Below are 16,595 nucleotides of genomic sequence, written 5' to 3'. Positions count from 1 at the left end.
GTAAACGCGGTTCGCCACATTCAGCGTTATCACCGGGATTGCCCGGCGACTTGGCGCGGTCAAGTCGCTGAGGTCAAGTCAAGCCCGGCAATGACGGCGTGAGATGTGAGGCCATCCGATCAAGCCGGCGCGATATAAGGAATGGCGCTCATGATGGCGACAAGCTGGATCGCATTGCCCACCATGCCGCCCCAATGCAGCCGACGCAGCCGGCGCGCCGCATCGGCATCGCCTTGATGCCTGATCTGGGCATCCATCTCCTGTAGAAACCAGCCGCGTGCCCAAAACGCGAAAGCCGCGATCAAGCCAATGCCGATGACGCAAGCGATCCGCCCTTCCGTGGCAAAGGCGACCGCTGCGATGACACCGGCGATGCTCAGCATCACGAAGTAGACATTGAACATGCCGCGCAACAGCTGGGCGACGGCCGGGATGTCCAGTTTCACCAGCAGGAAGGCCGGCGCTGCCAGCAGCAAATACGCAATCGGAAGCAGCAGGATGACAAGAGCGAAGAGGGCGACGGGATCCGGCGTCATGCGGGCACTCTTTTTGATTTTTCCCACCGGGCGAGAGCTCCCCGGCAGCAACCACTAGTAGTATCCGCTTGGCTATACCTTTGGCACTATTCGCCTTTAGTCGGGTGCTGGGTGCTGAAGGTCTTGCACCCTTTGCCGCAAGCTCGTTCCTGGGCCTTTAGATCGAAAGCGGCATTCGAATCATGGATCTGCGGTCCCGGACCTGAGCGACGGATCTGTTCGCCGCGCCTGGCACCGGATGAACCGACCAATTCGGTGGCCGGCGATAGCGGCTATTATGCGAACTTCGAACTGCACAACAATTTGACGCAATACATCACCGGCCTCGATGTCTTTGCTTTCATCGATCGCGGCGAGGTGTTCTCGACATTCCCGCCCCATCCGAACTGACGTCCGCAGGCGCAGGCCTGTCCTGGACGCCGCATGTCGCGTTCACGCTGGAGTCCAGCATAGGCTTCCCCTGGGACAACAACGTGGTTCCGGGGCAGCCCCGCTACCAGGCCTATTTCCGCGGTATCCTGCGGCCGCTGTTGCTGTTCCCTGTTGCCCAGACGCTATGATGGCGAGACAGTGCTACGCTTAGCGAGTGCAACACTTAGATCGACAAGGAGACTTTGTAGTGATTGGAGTTGTTAAAAAACGTCTGGCCTGGTGTGTTGCTTCCTTGCTGCTGGTGTCCTGCGGCACTGGTGCCGTGTACGCACAGGCCGCGCGGAAAGATGCGCCGGCGCCTGCGCCGGTCACGCCGGCCGCGACCACGTCGCAGCCGCCGATCAGCGGAGCCACGGCTGCGGTCGAAGGATTTCGCTCGGCCAGGTTCGGCATGACCGAAGCCGAGGTGCGCAGCGCCATTATCAAGGATCTCGGCGTCAAGCCGGAGGCGATCCGCTCCGAGGACAACAAGAGCGAGCAGACCCATGTGCTGCTGGTCAAGGCGCCCGAGGTGCTGGCCGGCGGCGGCGCGTCGGAAGTGTCCTACGTGTTCGGCTTCAAGACCAAGAAGCTGATCCAGGTCGGCGTCACCTGGTCGAAGGCGACCGACGACAAGATGACGCCGGATCAGTTGTTCTCCAACTCCACGGTGTTGCGCACGCACTTCGTGTCGCAGGGCTACAAGCAGGACACCATCGCCACCAACATGCCGATCAACGGCGGCATCCTGATGTTCCGCGGCAGCGACGACAAGGATCGCACCACGATGCTGATCCTGCAGGGCAGCATCGCCCAGGGCGAGAACAATCAGCGCGTGCTGACGCCGACCGCGCTGCTGCTGTTCTATGTCGCCGACGCCAAGACCCCGGACGTCTACCGGCTGCCGCCGGGCTCGTTCTAAGGCTATCCGCGCCCGGTCACCGGGATCAGCGCGCCGTTGACGGCGACGGCGCGCTCGGAGGCGAGAAAGCCGATCACCGCGGCAAGATCCTGCGGCTTCACCCAGCCGGCAGGATCGGCATCGGGCATCGCCGCGCGGTTCTGCGGTGTGTCGATGAGGCTCGGCAGCACGCAATTGACGTTGATGCCCTTGGGGCCGAGCTCGGCGGCCATCGATTCCGTCAGCCGCATCACCGCGCTCTTGGCTGCGGCATAGGCGCCCATCTCGGCCCCGCCGCGCTGGGCGGACAAGGCGCCGACGGTGATGACGCGACCGCGGCCGCGCGCGATCATGCCCGGTACCACGGACCGCACGGCGTTCAGGAGCGTGCGCACATTGACGTCGATCATCGCGTCGAAGCTGCTCGCGGCCATCGCGTGCACCGGCTCGCCCATGTGGAATGCGCCGGCGATACTGCAGAGCACGTCGACGGGCCCGATGTCGGCAATCACCTCGCCAAGGCGCTTGTCGCTGGCTTCCTGCTTGGTGAGGTCGACATCGACAAGACGCCATGTCGCGGGCGCCTGCGGAAATGTCGTGCGCAGATGCGCCAGGCTGCTGCCCACCAGCGCAAGCCGGAAATCATCCGCAAGCACGGCGGCAACCGCGCGTCCGAGATTTCCCGCCGCCCCGGTGATCATTGCCGTGCTTGTCGTCGTGGTCATTGCCCGCTCCCGTTGGTTCGCTGCCACGGTAAAACGCCCGGCAGGTTATGTCTCGATATTTTCTCAGGTGGCGAAAAAGTGAAATATTCCGTTCACGAATGATTGAAAAGAGACTAGACTATTTCAATGAAACTATCCGAACCCGACCGCCGGCTGCTGCGCGAAATCCAGCGCGACGCGACCTTGTCGCTGAAGGATCTCGCCGAGCGATTGGCGATGTCGCAGTCGACGGTGTGGCGGCGTATCCAGGAGTTCGAGGCGGCCGGTCTGATCGCGTCGCGGGTCACGTTGCTCGATCCATCGAAAATCGGACTGGGCGTCTGCGTTTTCGTGCACGCCAATCTGCGCGATCACAGCACGCAATCGCGCGAGGCGTTCGAACGCTTCATCGCCGATCAGCCCAATGTGCTCGAATGTTTTTCCGTGACCGGTCCGCACGATTATGTGCTGATCATCCGTGCCGAGGACGTCGCGGCCTATGAAGATTTTCTGATGCACAAGCTGCTTGCACATCCGAAGGTCGCAACCGCCCAGTCCGACTTCGCGCTGCGCCAGCTGAAGTACACCACCATGCTTCCGCTCTGATCGCGGATCAATTCCGCACGGCGGTATCGCCGATCCAATTCATGGCTGCATTGCAGGGCGATGGCCATGGACAACGGCCGCTCGAATATCGAATATCGCGGTCGAACCCGTTGAGGAAACGTCGCGCGGAAAGCGCGGATTGCCGAAAGAGGACGCGATGCAATTCAAACATGTGAGCCTGGAAATCGACGCACCGGTCGCCATCATTCGCCTTGATCATCAGGAGGTGATGAACGCGGTGTCGGTCGACATGCTGCAGGGCCTCGGCGATGTGCTCGATGCCATCGACGAGCGTCGCTCCGATGTCCGGTGCATCGTGCTGACCGGCGCGGGCCGTGCCTTCTGCACCGGTGCGAATTTGCAGGGGCGCAACAACCAGCAGGGCTCGGTGCGCCGCAATGCCGGCGCCACCCTGGAGACAGCGTTTCATCCGTTCCTGCGCCGCCTGCGAAACCTGCATTGTCCGCTGGTCACGGCGGTGAACGGCCCGGCGGCGGGTGCTGGCATGAGCTTCGCCTTGATGGGCGACATCGTCCTGGCCGCGCGCTCGGCGTATTTCCTGCAGGCCTTCCGCCGCATCGGACTTGTTCCGGATTGCGGCTCGACCTGGCTGCTGCCGCGGCTGGTCGGCAAGGCCCGCGCCATCGAGCTGTCGTTGCTCGGCGAGCGGCTCCCAGCTGAGACCGCGCTGTCCTGGGGGCTGATCAACCGCGTTCACGATGATGCGGTGTTGATGGAGGAGGCGCTGAAGCTCGCCCGCGACCTGGCCAACGGTCCGACTGTCGCGCTCTCGCTGATCCGCAAGCTCTATTGGGACAGCCTGGAAAATTCGTTCGAACAGCAGATCGATCTCGAACGCCGGTGCCAGCAGCAGGCCGGCGCCGCGGAGGACTTCAAGGAAGGCGTGACGGCGTTCCTGGAAAAGCGCCCCGCGAAATTCACCGGCAGGTAAGCTTCGATCTTTTGCTCGATGGCGATGCGCCAGATGACGAGCGCATCGCCTGCAAGATTCATTTACCCTTCCATTGCGGCGGGCGCTTTTCGGAGAATGCCTTCGGGCCTTCGATGTAGTCCTCGGACGCCGCCATCGCTTTCACCGCCGGATAGTCGCGCTGCTCGGCGATCGCCTGCTCGAGCGACACGTTCATGCCCTTGTTGATGGTCTGCTTCGAAGCCCGGATCGACATCGGGCTGTTCTGGCAGATCGTCTCGGCCCATCGTTCGGCAGCCTTCAGGGATTCGCCCTTCGGCACGACTTCGTTGACAAAGCCAAGCTCATAACCTTCGCGGGCACTGACGTGACGCGCCGTCAGGATCATGCCCATCGCGCGTTTCAACCCGATCTGGCGCGGCAGGCGGTGCAGGCCGCCGGCGAGTGCCGCGAGACCTACGCGGGGCTCCGGTAGGGCGAATGTCGCGTTCTCGGCCGCGATGATCAGGTCGCAGGCCAGCGCAATTTCAAAACCACCACCCATGGCGACGCCGTTGACGGCGGCGATGATCGGTTTGTCGCAATCGAACCGTGCTGTCAGGCCGGCGAAGCCGCTGGTGTTCCAGCCGCGTTTGCCGCCGGCAGCCTGCCACTTTAGATCGTTGCCGGCGGAGAACGCTCGGTCACCTGCACCGGTGACGATCGCCACCCACTGCTCCGGGTCGGCAGCGAACGCATCGAACACGTCATGCAATTCGAAATGGGCGTCGGTGTGGAGGGCATTCATGACCTCCGGCCGATTCAGCGTCACCACCGTGATCCGGCCGTTGCGTTTCACGTCGACGAACTTGTAGGTCATGTGTCCTCCCTGTCGTTTGTCTTTTTGGCGCGCGCCTCGAAGGCGCGACGTTCCAGCATTGATTGTGTCAGCGGACAGCTTTTAAACACAGCGCTGTTGTTCCGCAAAAGCGGATGGCAGCGTTGCTTTCTCGATCAAGCTGGCACGTTGTCGCCAAGCCAGCGGGTTGCGGCGAGCACGCCGCCTTCGCCGTGCGGGATCCGAAGCGCATTGAGGCCGACCTCGACGACGCCGAGAACGCCCAGGATCATCGGAGCGTTGACGTGACCCATATGTGCGATCCGGAAAGCCTGGCCCGACAGCGCGCCGATGCCGTTGCCGAGAACCACGCCGCACTTGTCACGACAGTAGTCCTTGAGGTCATTCGCCGTCCGCTCACTCCTGACAAGGACCGTGGTGACTGTGTCGGATCGCTCCGACGGCGCCAGGATATTGAAACTGAGCGCGCCTTTCTCGGACCAGACCCCGACCGCGCGGCGGACAGCTTCCGCCAGCAGCCGATGACGCAGGAAAGTATTTTCGGCGCCTTCCTCAAACAGCATATCGAGCGCCTGACGCAGTGCGTAGAGCAGGTGCACCGGCGGTGTACCGGCGTATTTCTGATAATGCTCTTGGCCGTCACGCGCGGTCCAGTCCCAATAGGGGCTCCTGAGATCGGCCTTGCGATGGACTTCACGTGCGCGTTCGCTCACGGCCACGAACCCGAGGCCGGGCGGCGTCATCAAACCCTTTTGCGAGGCCGACATCGCGACATCGATGTGCCAGTCGTCCATCTGGAACGGCATGCAGCCGAGAGATGCCACCGCGTCGACCATGAACAGCGCGTCATGGCCGGCGGCACGGATTGCCCGGCCGATCGCCGGGATGTCGTTAACCACACCCGACGCGGTGTCGATCTGCACGGTCAGTACCGCCTTGATGCGGCGCTCCTTGTCCTGCCGCAGCCGGGCTTCGACCTCGTCAGGCCGCACCGCGCGGTCCCAGGTGCCTTTCAGAATCTCGATCTCGACGCCGAGCCGTTCCGCGGCGTCACCCCATCCGATGGCGAAGCGTCCGCTCTCCAGCACCAGGATCTTGTCACCGCGCGACAAGACGTTGGTGAGTGCGGCCTCCCAGGCGCCATGGCCGTTGGCGATATAGATGTAGGAGCGCCCTCTGGTATGAAATAGTTTGCTCAGGTCGGCGTGCAGGCTTTCGGTCAGCGCAAGCAATCCGCCGTCATAGATGTCGGCGGCCGGGCGGTGCATGGCGCGCAGCACCTCGTCGGGCATCGTTGTCGGACCGGGGATAGCAAGGAATTCACGTCCTGCGCGCACAACCATATTCCACTCTCCTTGAAAGCGGTTCTTCCTCGCATACTGGAGCGGTTCGTCAAAGCCGGATTGTGGGCAAGCCAGCGCGGCGTTTTCGCTGCGGCTAAATTCTGTATTCTTTCTTCAGCTGATCGATGTAGCTCGCGAGTTCGGGCGGCAGCGATTTGAGCCCGCGCTGGCCCGCGTTGGACAGGAGCGGCCTGAGACTGGACTCGCGCAGGAATGTCGGCTGGCGATCGTTCGGAATGATCCGGTCGAACACGACCACGAGAGCGACGGCGACGAGGCCGACCCGGACGATTCCGAGGGCTGATCCGGCGAGTCGATCCGGCAGCGTGACGCTCGGGCCCAGCATGTCGTTGACAGCGAAGCGCAGCAGGGCCCCGATCGCCACCCCTGCGATCAGGAACACCGCAAAAAATACCAGCGAGTTCTGCGCCCAGGGGGACGCCGTCTGACCTTGTATGGCGGGGGAAAAGAGGGGTGTGACCGTGATTGCAAGGGGCATGGCCGCCGCGTAACCGAGAATGACGGCGAGGCTGCGGATCAAGCCGGCGCTAAAGCCGGTGAGGGCCGTGACCAGCGCGGCGGCATAAATGACGGCATCGAACAGATTGATCGACGTAAGCACGGTCCAGGATCCGACGGAGGGCACTCTTGGCCGATCGACTGAAGCCGACTTCTGTTAGCCAACCCTTACAGGCGATCCCGGATTTCAGGGCCAAACGGCTCGTTTCGGGCCTGGATCTGCTCGCACGTGCAAAAATTGGTTGACTTTTGGTGCTTAGTGAGTGCTTACTCATCATATGCCGCCCATCAGACTCACGAGCGAAGCCCGTCGGGAAACGATCCTTGCTGCCGCCAAGGCTTGCTTCGCGCGTCACGGTTTTGCCGGGACCACAACCAAAAGCGTGGCGGTGGCTGCGGGAATTTCCGAAGCCTTGCTGTTCAAGCATTTCGCAACGAAATCAGCGCTCTATGCCGAAATTCTGGACGAGGCCTGCGAGGCCGATCCGGAGCTGCAGCGTTTGCAGGCGCTTGAGCCGTCGACCGAGACGCTGGTCTATCTGGTGCGGGAGATGATCCGGCATTTCCTGGAAGCGGTCGATCGTCCCGAGGATGAGGATCTCCAGCGCATGAAGCTGTTGATCTCCTCCCATCTGGAAGATGGCGAGTTCGCCAGGCTGCTGTATCAGAAGATCGCCGACATCATCGGTCCGATCTTCGCTGCGTCGCTGCATCGAGCCATAGAGGTGGGCGACGCGTCGCCGACCAGTGGCAAGCCGATCAATCTGTTCTGGTTCGCTCACCAGCTGATCCACATGGTGGCGCTGTCCAGAATCCCGTCACTCCCGACGCTGTCCTATGGCGATACCGAGAGTCTGCGGCGTCAGGTGAGTGAATTCGTCCTTCGCGGACTGGGCCTTAATGAGCGCGCAATTGCGACCTATCTCGCCCGCGCTTTGCAGGCCCGGCCCATCGAGACCCCATTGGTTTCAGAGAGTGCATGACATGACGATCTCTACGGAGGCTAATATTCCGGCCAAATCGCCCGACAAGTCGATCGAGGAGAAGCCGCGTGTGCGACCCGTTCGTATGGGGCGCTGGTTCTTGATCGTCGGCACCGCGCTGGTTGTTCTGGTCGGCGCGCTGGTCGGCTTCAATGCCTTCCGCAACCACATGATCGCGCAGTTCTTCGCCACCATGAAGCCGCCGCCAAGCAACGTATCGGTGGTGGAGGCGAAATCGGAAGTCATTCCGCATCTGCTGACCGGTATCGGCGATCTCGCAGCGGTGCATCAGGTTGACGTCACGACCGATGCGGCCGGGCGCATCACCAAGATCATGTTTGAGGCCGGTGCACGCGTGAAGGCGGGCGATCCGCTTGTCCAGTTGTTCGACGAGCCCGATCAGGCCGATCTCCTCAGCTTCAAGGCGCAGGCGACGGCGGCAGCGCTTGCACTCGAGCGTTCGAAGTCGCTGGCCTCGCGCCAGTTCGGCCCGCAGGCGACGGTCGATCAGAACCAGGCAGCTTTCGATCAGGCCAATGCCGCGATCGCCAAGACCGAAGCGGTGATCTCGCAGAAGCTGGTCAAGGCGCCGTTCGGTGGTGACCTCGGCGTGCGTCGCGTCGAAGTCGGGCAGTATCTCAGCGCTGGCACCCAGATCGTATCGCTGACCGATCTGTCCAAGGTGTTCCTCAACTTCACGGCGGCTGAGAAGGATCGCGCCATTCTGGCCGTCGGGCAGACGGTGAAGGTGAATGTCGACGCATATCCCAACCGCGTGTTCGAGGGAAAAATCACGACCATCGAACCGCAGATCAATTCCGATACCCGCAACATTAGGATCCAGGCCACCATCGACAACACCGATCACAGCCTGAAGCCGGGCATGTTCGCGTCGACCACGGTGGTTTTGCCGCCGGAGGCGCCCGTCATCACCGTGCCGGAGACGGCGGTCGACTACACGCTCTATGGTGACTCCGTGTTCGTCATCAAGGAGACCAAGAACGACAAGGGCGAGAGCAGCCTGACCGCCGAGCGCAGTTTTGTGCGCACAGGCAAGCGCGTCGACGGACGTACCGTGATCCTGTCGGGTCTAAAGGCCGGCGATCGCGTGGTCGCTGTTGGCCAGCTCAAGCTGCAGTCCGGTGGACCGGTGGTGATCTCGTCGAATCCGCCGCCGCCGCAGCCAGCCAATCCGCCGCGGTATTGATCGGGCAGTAGCAGGCAAACATCATGGTTTTCACCGATATCTTCATCAAGCGCCCGGTGCTGTCGGTCGTCGTCAGCCTGCTGATCCTGCTGATCGGCCTGAACGCCGCGCTCAATCTCCCGATCAGGCAGTATCCCAAGCTGTCGAACACCGTGATCACGGTGACGACGTCCTATCCCGGCGCGTCACCGGATCTGATGCAGGGCTTCATCACCACGCCGATCGAGCAGGCGGTGGCCTCTGCCGAGGGCGTCGACTACATCACCTCGTCGTCGGTGCAGGGCGTCAGCACGATCTCGGTGTATGTGAAGCTGAACTTCGATCCCAACCAAGCGTTGACCGAGGTGTTGGCCAAGGTCAATTCTGTCAAATACCTGATACCGAAAGAGTCCAACGACCCGGTGATCCTGAAATCGACCGGCCAGACCACCTCGGTGATGTACATTGGATTCTCCAGCGACGAACTCACGGGTTCGGCGATCTCCGACTATATGACGCGTGTGGTGCAGCCGATCCTGTCCACGGTCGATGGCGTCGCGGAAGCGCAGATCCTGGGCAACCAGCAGTTCGCGATGCGTATCTGGCTGGATCCCGCGCGGATGGCCGGCCGCAGCGTGTCGGCCGGTGACATTGCGGCTGCGATCCAGGCCAACAATTTCCAGGCAGCCGCGGGACAGTCGAAGGGCTACCTCACCGTCAGCAATGTGTCGACCAACACCGACCTGACCAACCTCGACCAGTTCAGGCGCATGACCGTGAAGGCCAAGGACGGCGCACTGGTCCGTATCGAGGACGTTGCCACCGTCGAACTCGCCGCTCAGAGTACCGACGCCAGCGTCGCGATGGACGGCGAGCACGCGATTTTCATCGGTGTGAACGCCACGCCACAGGGCAACCCCCTCAACATCGTCAAGGGGGTGCGTGCGCTGTTTCCGGAAATCGAACGCAATCTTCCGCCGTCGCTGAAGATGAAAGTCGCGTATGATTCGACGAATTTCATTCAGTCGTCGATCGACGAGGTGCAGAAGACCCTGATCGAGGCGGTGGGTATCGTCATTGTCGTGATCTTCCTGTTCCTGGCATCGTTCCGCTCGGTCATCATTCCGGTGGTGACCATCCCGCTGTCGCTGATCGGCGTCTGCATGCTGATGCTGGCCATGGGCTTCAGCTTCAATCTGCTGACCCTGCTGGCGATGGTGCTGGCGATCGGGCTCGTGGTCGACGATGCGATCGTGGTGGTGGAAAATATCCATCGCCATCTGGAGGAGGGCAAATCTCCAGTACAGGCATCACTTGTCGGCGCGCGCGAAATCGTAGGCCCAGTCATCTCGATGACCATTACGCTCGCCGCGGTGTATGCGCCGATTGGTTTCCTCGGCGGCGTCACCGGCGCACTGTTCAAGGAGTTCGCGTTCACGCTGGCCGGATCGGTGATCGTGTCGGGTGTCATCGCGCTGACGTTGTCGCCGATGATGTGCTCGGTGCTGCTGACTCATTCGGAGCCGGGCCGCTTCGCCAAGGCGGTGGACCGGGTATTCCGTTCGGTGACCCGCTGGTACGGTCGCCAACTCGACCGCTCGCTCGACTACCGGCCGATTACCGGGCTGTTTGCGATCACCATCCTCGGCCTTGTCGGCTTCATGTACGTCAATACGTCCAAGGAGCTCGCGCCCGAGGAGGACCAGGGCATCCTGTTCTCGATCACCAAGGCGCCGAAATATGCCAACATCGACTATGTCGACTATTATGGCGACAAGCTCGATAAGGCGTTTGCCAAGTTTCCGGAAACCGACCTGCGCTTCGTCCTCAATGGCCTGCCCACGACCGGGCAAGGCATCGCCGGCATGATCCTGAAGCCGTGGGATCAGCGAAAGCGATCATCGACGGCGATGAAGCAGGACGTTCAGAACGAGTTGAGCAAGATCGAGGGTGTACAGGCATTCGCCTTCAATCTGCCGGCGCTGCCCGGCGGACCGGGCGGCCTGCCAGTGCAGATGGTGATCAGCTCCACCAAGGACTTCCGGGCTGTCTATGAAGACATGCAGAAGCTGAAGGCTGCAGCGCGCAAGAGCGGGCTGTTCATCGTCAGCGACAGCGATCTGGACTACAATCAGCCCGTTGTGCGGGTGAAGATCGATCGTTCGAAGGCCAACGAGCTCGGGATCACCATGCAGCAGATCGGCAGTTCGCTCGCCGTGCTGCTCGGCGGCAATTACATCAACCGCTTCAACCTGGAGGGGCGCTCATATCAGGTGATCCCGCAGGTGCCGCGTGGTCTGCGGCTGTCGCCGGAAATGCTGGGTGGCTATTACGTGTCAGCGCCCAACGGCCAGCAGGTGCCGCTGTCGACGCTGGTCTCGATCCAGACCGATACCGATCCGAACGCGCTGACCCACTTCAACCAGCTCAATTCCTCAACCTTCCAGGCCGTGCCGATGCCCGGCGTGACCATGGGCAAGGCGGTGGAATTCCTGGAGAGCGAAGCGAAGAAGCTCCCCGCGGGCTACAATCACGACTTCCTGGCCGACTCCCGCCAGTATGTGAAGGAAGGCAATCAGCTTGCCGTGACCTTCGGCTTTGCGCTGATCATCATTTTCCTGGTGCTGGCGGCGCAGTTCGAAAGCCTGCGAGATCCGTTTGTCATCCTGATCAGTGTACCGATGGCGATCAGCGGTGCGTTGATTCCGCTGTTCTTCGGCGTGGCCACCATCAATATCTATACCCAGGTCGGGTTGTTGACCCTGGTCGGCCTGATCAGCAAGCACGGCATCCTGATGGTCGAGTTCGCCAACGAACTGCAGCTGAAGGAAGGTCTCGACCGCAGGTCTGCGATCGAGATGGCTGCCCGGGTCCGGCTGCGGCCGATTTTGATGACCACCGCGGCGATGGTCGCAGGCTTGTTTCCGCTTCTGACCGCCAACGGTGCTGGCGCCGCCAGCCGGTTCTCGATCGGTCTTGTGGTGGTGGCCGGCATGCTGATTGGCACGCTGTTCACGCTGTTCGTGTTGCCGGCCGTGTACGTGGCGATCGCGACCGATCACCGCGCGGCCGCCAAGTCGGACCGGGCGCAGGATATCGCGTCGTTAGAGCTGAAGCCGACCTGACATCGTTCGAATCGTAAGCAGAGGGAGCGACTGCCGAGAAGCAGTCGCTCCCTCTTGCGTTGAGGCACGACGCGCGCCTGGAAAGCTGGTTTCCACTTTTTCGGATCATGCTCTAATCTTCTCCGATCGCTTCAAGAAAAAACGATCAGGGGAGAGCGGGAATGCAGGGTGGACATCCGGGACCGGTTGAATTGCGCCGCAACACGATTGCCGACGGAACCCGGCGGGCTGCGGCCAAATTTCGCGATCGCATTGCACTGACCTTTGCCGACCGACAATGGACGTTTATGTCGCTGGAGATTGCCGCAGGGCGGGTCGCTCACCGGCTTGTCGCGCTCGGCCTGAAAAAGGGCGACCGCGTCGCCGCCTATGCCCGCAATTCTGATGCCTATCTGATCCTTTGGCTGGCATGTAATCGAACCGGGCTGGTGCATGTCCCGATCAATTATGCGCTGACAAGCGGCGAACTGAAATACATCGTCACGCAATCAGGCGCGCGAGCGCTGGTTTACGACGCCGAACTTGCCGCGACTGTCGCATCCATTCGCGCAGAGGCCGGTGTCGAATTCTACGGCCGATTCACGAGCTCTGAGGCCGGTGAGTTCAATGTGCTGGCGATTGCAAATGATAGCACTGCGGCCTGTCTGGAGACCGCTGATGTCGCCGACGGCGATCTCGCCCAGTTTCTCTACACCTCCGGCACCACGGCGGCGCCCAAGGGCGCGATGATGACCCATCGTGCATTGATGGCGGAATATGCCAGCTGCATCATCGAGCTTGAATTTAGCGGGGCAGACATCGCGCTGGCGGCGTTGCCGCTTTACCATTCCGCGCAAATGCATTGCTTCTCGATACCGCAACTCCTGGTCGGAGCGACCACCCATTTGATCGAGGCGCCGGCGCCTGATCTCGTGTTGCGCCTGATCGAGGAACATCGGATCACATCGTTCTTTGCCCCGCCCACGGTGTGGATCAGTCTGCTGCGGCACCCCGATTTTGATCGGCGCAATCTCTCGTCGCTGCGCAATGTCTATTATGGCGCGTCGATCATGCCGGTACCGGTGCTGCAGGAACTGCGACAGCGCTTGCCCGGGATTCGCGCCTTCAATTGTTATGGCCAGAGCGAGATCGGGCCGCTCGCGACCGTGCTGCGGCCGGAGGAGCATGACGAGCGTCCGGCCTCCGCAGGCCGTCCCATCATCAATGTGGAGACGCGTATCGTCGACCCGGAGATGCGCGACGTTCCACCGGGGACGCAAGGCGAGATCATCCACCGCTCACCGCAACTGCTGCAGGGCTATTGGGACAAGCCCGACGAGACCACGGAGGCGTTCGAGGGCGGCTGGTTTCATTCTGGCGACGTCGGCTACATGGACGAGGGCGGCTATATCTTCGTTGTCGACCGGGTCAAGGACATCATCAAGACCGGCGGGGTCGTGGTTGCAGGCCGTGAGGTTGAGGAGGTGCTGTTCAAGCATCCCGCGGTGTCGGAAGTCGCCGTTATCGGGCTGCCTGACCCGAAATGGATCGAGGCTGTCACCGCCATCGTGGTGCTGCGGCCGGGCCATGAGCCGGACGAGGCCGGTCTCACGGCGCATGCGCGCGAACATCTGGCGCCGTTCAAGGTGCCGAAGCAGTTCTTCTTCACGCAGAACCTGCCGCGCAACACGGCAGGCAAGCTCTTGAAACGCGAACTGCGGGTTACGTACGCCGACAAATCATGACAGCACACAGCGCCGGCTTTCGCCGGCGCTGGCTTTTGCTTTTGCTTATGCGGACAGCGGCAGGCGCGTCTCGATGATGCGCGAGAACAGGCTGGCGCCGACCGGAAGGATAGCGTCGTCGAGCACGAAACCGGGATTGTGCACCGGCACCGAGCCTTCGTGGCCCAGCCAGAAATAGGCACCGGGCACCGCCTGCAGCATGTCGGCGAAATCCTCGCTGCCCATTTTCGGGCTCGGCGTGGTCGAGACATTCTCGCTGCCGACGATTTCGCGTGCCACTTCGGCCACCGCGTTGGCATGTTCCTCGTGGTTGACCAGTACCGAGAAGATGTCGCGAATGTTGACGTCGATTTCGACCTGGAAAGCCGCGGCGATGCCCGCCGAGATCGTACGCATGCGCTCGCGCACCAGCTTGCGCACGTCGTCGGAGAAGGCACGAACGGTGCCGGCGAGTTTCGCTTCGCCGGGAATGACGTTATAGGCCGAGCCGGCGTGGATCTGGGTGATCGACAGCACTGCGGACTTGAGCGGATCGACGTTGCGGCTGACGATGGTTTGCAGCGCCTGGCCCAGCGCCATCGCGATCACCACCGGGTCCTTCGAGCGCTCCGGCATCGCGCCGTGGCTGCCATAACCCGAGATCGTGATGTCGAAGAAGTCCGCTCCGGCCATGCTTGGCCCCGGAAACACCGTGAGCTGCCGCGGCCCGAGATCGGGGGCGTTGTGCAGGCCATAGACTTCGTCGCAGGGAAAGCGCTGGAACAGCTTGTCTGCGATCATCGCGCGGGCACCACCGAGGCCTTCCTCGGCAGGCTGGAAGATAAACACCGCGGTGCCATCGAAATTGCGGGTTTCCGCCAGGTAGCGTGCGGTGCCCAGCAGGATGGTGGTGTGGCCGTCATGGCCGCAGCCATGAAAGCGGTTCGGAATGGTCGAGCGCCAGGGCAGGTTGGTCTTCTCTTCCATCGGCAACGCATCCATGTCCGCGCGCAGTCCAATGCGGCGGCTGCCGCCACCCTTGCCCTTCAACAGCCCGACGACGCCGGTGCCGCCGACGCCGCGATGCACTTCGATGCCCCATTGCTGCAACTTATCGGCGACGATTCCCGATGTACGGTGCTCTTCGAAGCCGATTTCGGGATGGGCGTGGATGTCGCGACGAATGGCGGTGAGTTCGGAAGCGAAGCTGTCAATGCGATCGAGATTAGGCATGGTTTGTCCGATTCAATTGTTGATCTGATTATTGCGGCTTGAAGGCCGGGCCGTTCGGTTTGATGCGGACGCCGGCGCGCAACCGCGTCCACGGCAATGCCGCGGTATCGGCCGGCATCGCGCCGGGCGCCGCGCAAACGATGATGGTCTCTGCGATCGGCTCGAAATCGGCGCGGAAGTGCACCGAACTCTTGTTGACCAGGATCGACTGCGCGGTTGGCTCGATTCCGACAAAACGGAACATGGCCTGGTCCGCGAGCTGTGCCTTGCGCGATCCGAGCACGATCCGCACGTCGCCGATCCGCAGGCAGGCCGAGGGGCCGAGGTTCATCTGGCTGCCGCCGAAATAGGGGCCGGGGGCAACGAAGCGCCCATCGGACAGGCTCTCGACCACGAAACTCTCCTTGAACGGTGCATCGCCGGGAATACCCGACTTGCCACCGAGCGCAAGCGTCACGGTATTTCCAGCGCCTGCGGCATGCGCCGCGCGCGCGGATTCCGGATCGACGATGACGCCGATGGCGGCTTTTGTGGCGCCGTTCTTCAAAAGCGCGCGCAGCATGCCGGTGGTGTCGGAATCGCCGCCAGCGCCGGGATTGTCCTGGGTGTCCGCGATCACGATCGGTTTGGTCGCGGTCGCAGCCAGCGCCATCGCATGGACGACGCCCTCGTCAGGCGCGAAGATCTTGCCATCGAATGCGTTTTCCTGATCGGCGATCAGCTTGCAGATGATATCGGCGGCCTTGTCGGCATCGTCCTGGGTCTTGCCGTAGGCAACGACGACCGGACCGCAGTCGGGGAAGTCGGCTGCGGGAAATCCGGGTGCGAATGACAGCGTCGGCACGGTCTCGCTTTCGAGTTCGGCAAGGTGCGCATAGATGCTTTTGCACGGCTCGACGCTGGTGCACTGCCAGCTGATCGGAATCAGGAACGGCATTTGCCGGAACGCTTTGGCAAAGCGCCGTTTTGATCCAAGCAGCAGTGCCAGGTGACGGGCCGCGGCCCGCCCGGTGTCGGCCATGTCGATATGCGGATAGGTACGATAAGCGACCAGTGCATCGGCATGCTCGACCATCGCAGGCGTGATGTTGGCGTGCAGATCGAGGCTGACAACCAGCGGAAGGTCCTTGCCGATCACCTTGCGCACGCGTGCCAGCAATTCGCCTTCGCCGTCGTCGAAATGCTCTGTGACCATGGCGCCGTGCAGATCGAGATAGACACCATCAAGCTTGCCTGCAGCGGCGATGCCGTCGACGATGCTGGTGGCGATGCGTTCATACGCGCCCTTGCGGACATGCGCGGAGGGGCTGGCCGCGCACCAGATTGTCGGCACCAGCTCCCAGCCGTTTGTTTCGGCGTCATCGATAAAGCCGGCGAGCCCGACATTGATGTTGCGAATTTTCCGGGTGACGTCCGCGCCGGTCTCCATCGCCGGCCAGCCGCCGCCATGCACAAAGCCGTCGTATTCGGCTTTGGTCGGAGCGAATGTGTTGGTTTCGTGCAGGAAGCCGCCAACGGCGATCCGGAATGCCGACATTAATTTACCTTGCGCTTTTCGCGTCTTCTGACTTGCGTT

The 16,595-nt window shown here is 62.0% G+C and carries 15 protein-coding genes; 8 read left to right on the top strand and 7 right to left on the bottom strand.

What is annotated here, in order from left to right:
* Positions 1-119: 119 nt before the first annotated feature.
* Positions 120-536 (bottom strand): hypothetical protein, encoded by a 417-nt coding sequence (locus tag RS897_RS39745; RefSeq protein ID WP_315834112.1) that lies wholly within the window; start codon positions 534-536, stop codon positions 120-122.
* Positions 537-791: 255 nt separating this feature from the next.
* On the opposite strand from RS897_RS39745, the gene RS897_RS39740 reads away from it, so the two are divergent.
* Together RS897_RS39740 and RS897_RS39735 are read left to right on the top strand one after the other, a co-directional pair.
* Complete coding sequence (locus tag RS897_RS39740; RefSeq protein WP_315834111.1) at positions 792-926, top strand: hypothetical protein; 135 nt, start codon at positions 792-794, stop codon at positions 924-926.
* A 229-nt stretch (positions 927-1,155) separates the two neighbouring features.
* Complete coding sequence (locus RS897_RS39735; RefSeq protein ID WP_315834110.1) at positions 1,156-1,869, top strand: hypothetical protein; 714 nt, start codon at positions 1,156-1,158, stop codon at positions 1,867-1,869.
* Between the two features lie 2 nt (positions 1,870-1,871).
* Here RS897_RS39735 and RS897_RS39730 read toward each other — a convergent pair whose 3' ends face one another.
* Positions 1,872-2,573, bottom strand: a complete 702-nt coding sequence (locus RS897_RS39730; RefSeq protein ID WP_315834109.1) for an SDR family NAD(P)-dependent oxidoreductase — start codon at positions 2,571-2,573, stop codon at positions 1,872-1,874.
* Positions 2,574-2,699: 126 nt separating this feature from the next.
* Between RS897_RS39730 and RS897_RS39725 the strand changes: the two genes are divergently transcribed.
* Complete coding sequence (locus tag RS897_RS39725) at positions 2,700-3,158, top strand: Lrp/AsnC family transcriptional regulator (RefSeq protein ID WP_315834108.1); 459 nt, start codon at positions 2,700-2,702, stop codon at positions 3,156-3,158.
* A gap of 157 nt (positions 3,159-3,315) precedes the next feature.
* The gene (locus RS897_RS39720; RefSeq protein ID WP_315834107.1) at positions 3,316-4,110 is read left to right on the top strand and encodes an enoyl-CoA hydratase/isomerase; all 795 of its coding nucleotides are present in this window, start codon (positions 3,316-3,318) and stop codon (positions 4,108-4,110) included.
* A 58-nt stretch (positions 4,111-4,168) separates the two neighbouring features.
* Here RS897_RS39720 and RS897_RS39715 read toward each other — a convergent pair whose 3' ends face one another.
* The 3 genes from RS897_RS39715 to RS897_RS39705 form a co-directional block, all read right to left on the bottom strand.
* Complete coding sequence (locus RS897_RS39715; RefSeq protein ID WP_315834106.1) at positions 4,169-4,948, bottom strand: enoyl-CoA hydratase-related protein; 780 nt, start codon at positions 4,946-4,948, stop codon at positions 4,169-4,171.
* Between the two features lie 134 nt (positions 4,949-5,082).
* Positions 5,083-6,270, bottom strand: coding sequence for a pyridoxal-phosphate-dependent aminotransferase family protein (locus RS897_RS39710; RefSeq protein WP_315834105.1), 1,188 nt, complete (start codon positions 6,268-6,270; stop codon positions 5,083-5,085).
* A gap of 94 nt (positions 6,271-6,364) precedes the next feature.
* A complete protein-coding gene (locus RS897_RS39705) occupies positions 6,365-6,892 on the bottom strand; it encodes a CvpA family protein (protein ID WP_315834104.1) in 528 nt (175 codons plus the stop codon).
* A gap of 175 nt (positions 6,893-7,067) precedes the next feature.
* Here RS897_RS39705 and RS897_RS39700 point away from each other — a divergent pair, with 175 nt between their 5' ends.
* The 4 genes from RS897_RS39700 (at position 7,068) to RS897_RS39685 (ending at position 13,807) form a co-directional block, all read left to right on the top strand.
* On the top strand, positions 7,068-7,772 hold the full coding sequence (locus RS897_RS39700; protein WP_315834103.1) for a TetR/AcrR family transcriptional regulator: 705 nt from the start codon (positions 7,068-7,070) through the stop codon (positions 7,770-7,772).
* A 1-nt stretch (position 7,773) separates the two neighbouring features.
* Entirely contained in the window at positions 7,774-8,979 is a 1,206-nt protein-coding gene (locus tag RS897_RS39695) for an efflux RND transporter periplasmic adaptor subunit (protein WP_315834102.1), read from the top strand.
* 23 nt (positions 8,980-9,002) lie between these two features.
* Positions 9,003-12,083, top strand: coding sequence for a MexW/MexI family multidrug efflux RND transporter permease subunit (locus RS897_RS39690; protein ID WP_315834101.1), 3,081 nt, complete (start codon positions 9,003-9,005; stop codon positions 12,081-12,083).
* 161 nt (positions 12,084-12,244) lie between these two features.
* Positions 12,245-13,807, top strand: a complete 1,563-nt coding sequence (locus RS897_RS39685) for an acyl-CoA synthetase (protein ID WP_315834100.1) — start codon at positions 12,245-12,247, stop codon at positions 13,805-13,807.
* 45 nt (positions 13,808-13,852) lie between these two features.
* Here the strand turns inward: RS897_RS39685 and RS897_RS39680 are convergent, their stop codons facing one another.
* Both RS897_RS39680 and RS897_RS39675 read right to left on the bottom strand, forming a co-directional pair.
* Complete coding sequence (locus RS897_RS39680; protein WP_315834099.1) at positions 13,853-15,019, bottom strand: M20 aminoacylase family protein; 1,167 nt, start codon at positions 15,017-15,019, stop codon at positions 13,853-13,855.
* A gap of 28 nt (positions 15,020-15,047) precedes the next feature.
* Positions 15,048-16,556 (bottom strand): M81 family metallopeptidase, encoded by a 1,509-nt coding sequence (locus RS897_RS39675; protein ID WP_315834098.1) that lies wholly within the window; start codon positions 16,554-16,556, stop codon positions 15,048-15,050.
* Between the last annotated feature and the right edge of the window lie 39 nt (positions 16,557-16,595).

Origin of the sequence: Bradyrhizobium prioriisuperbiae (assembly GCF_032397745.1) — a bacterium.
Taxonomy (GTDB): domain Bacteria; phylum Pseudomonadota; class Alphaproteobacteria; order Rhizobiales; family Xanthobacteraceae; genus Bradyrhizobium_A; species Bradyrhizobium_A prioriisuperbiae.
This window is presented reverse-complemented; position numbering and strand designations above follow the sequence as displayed.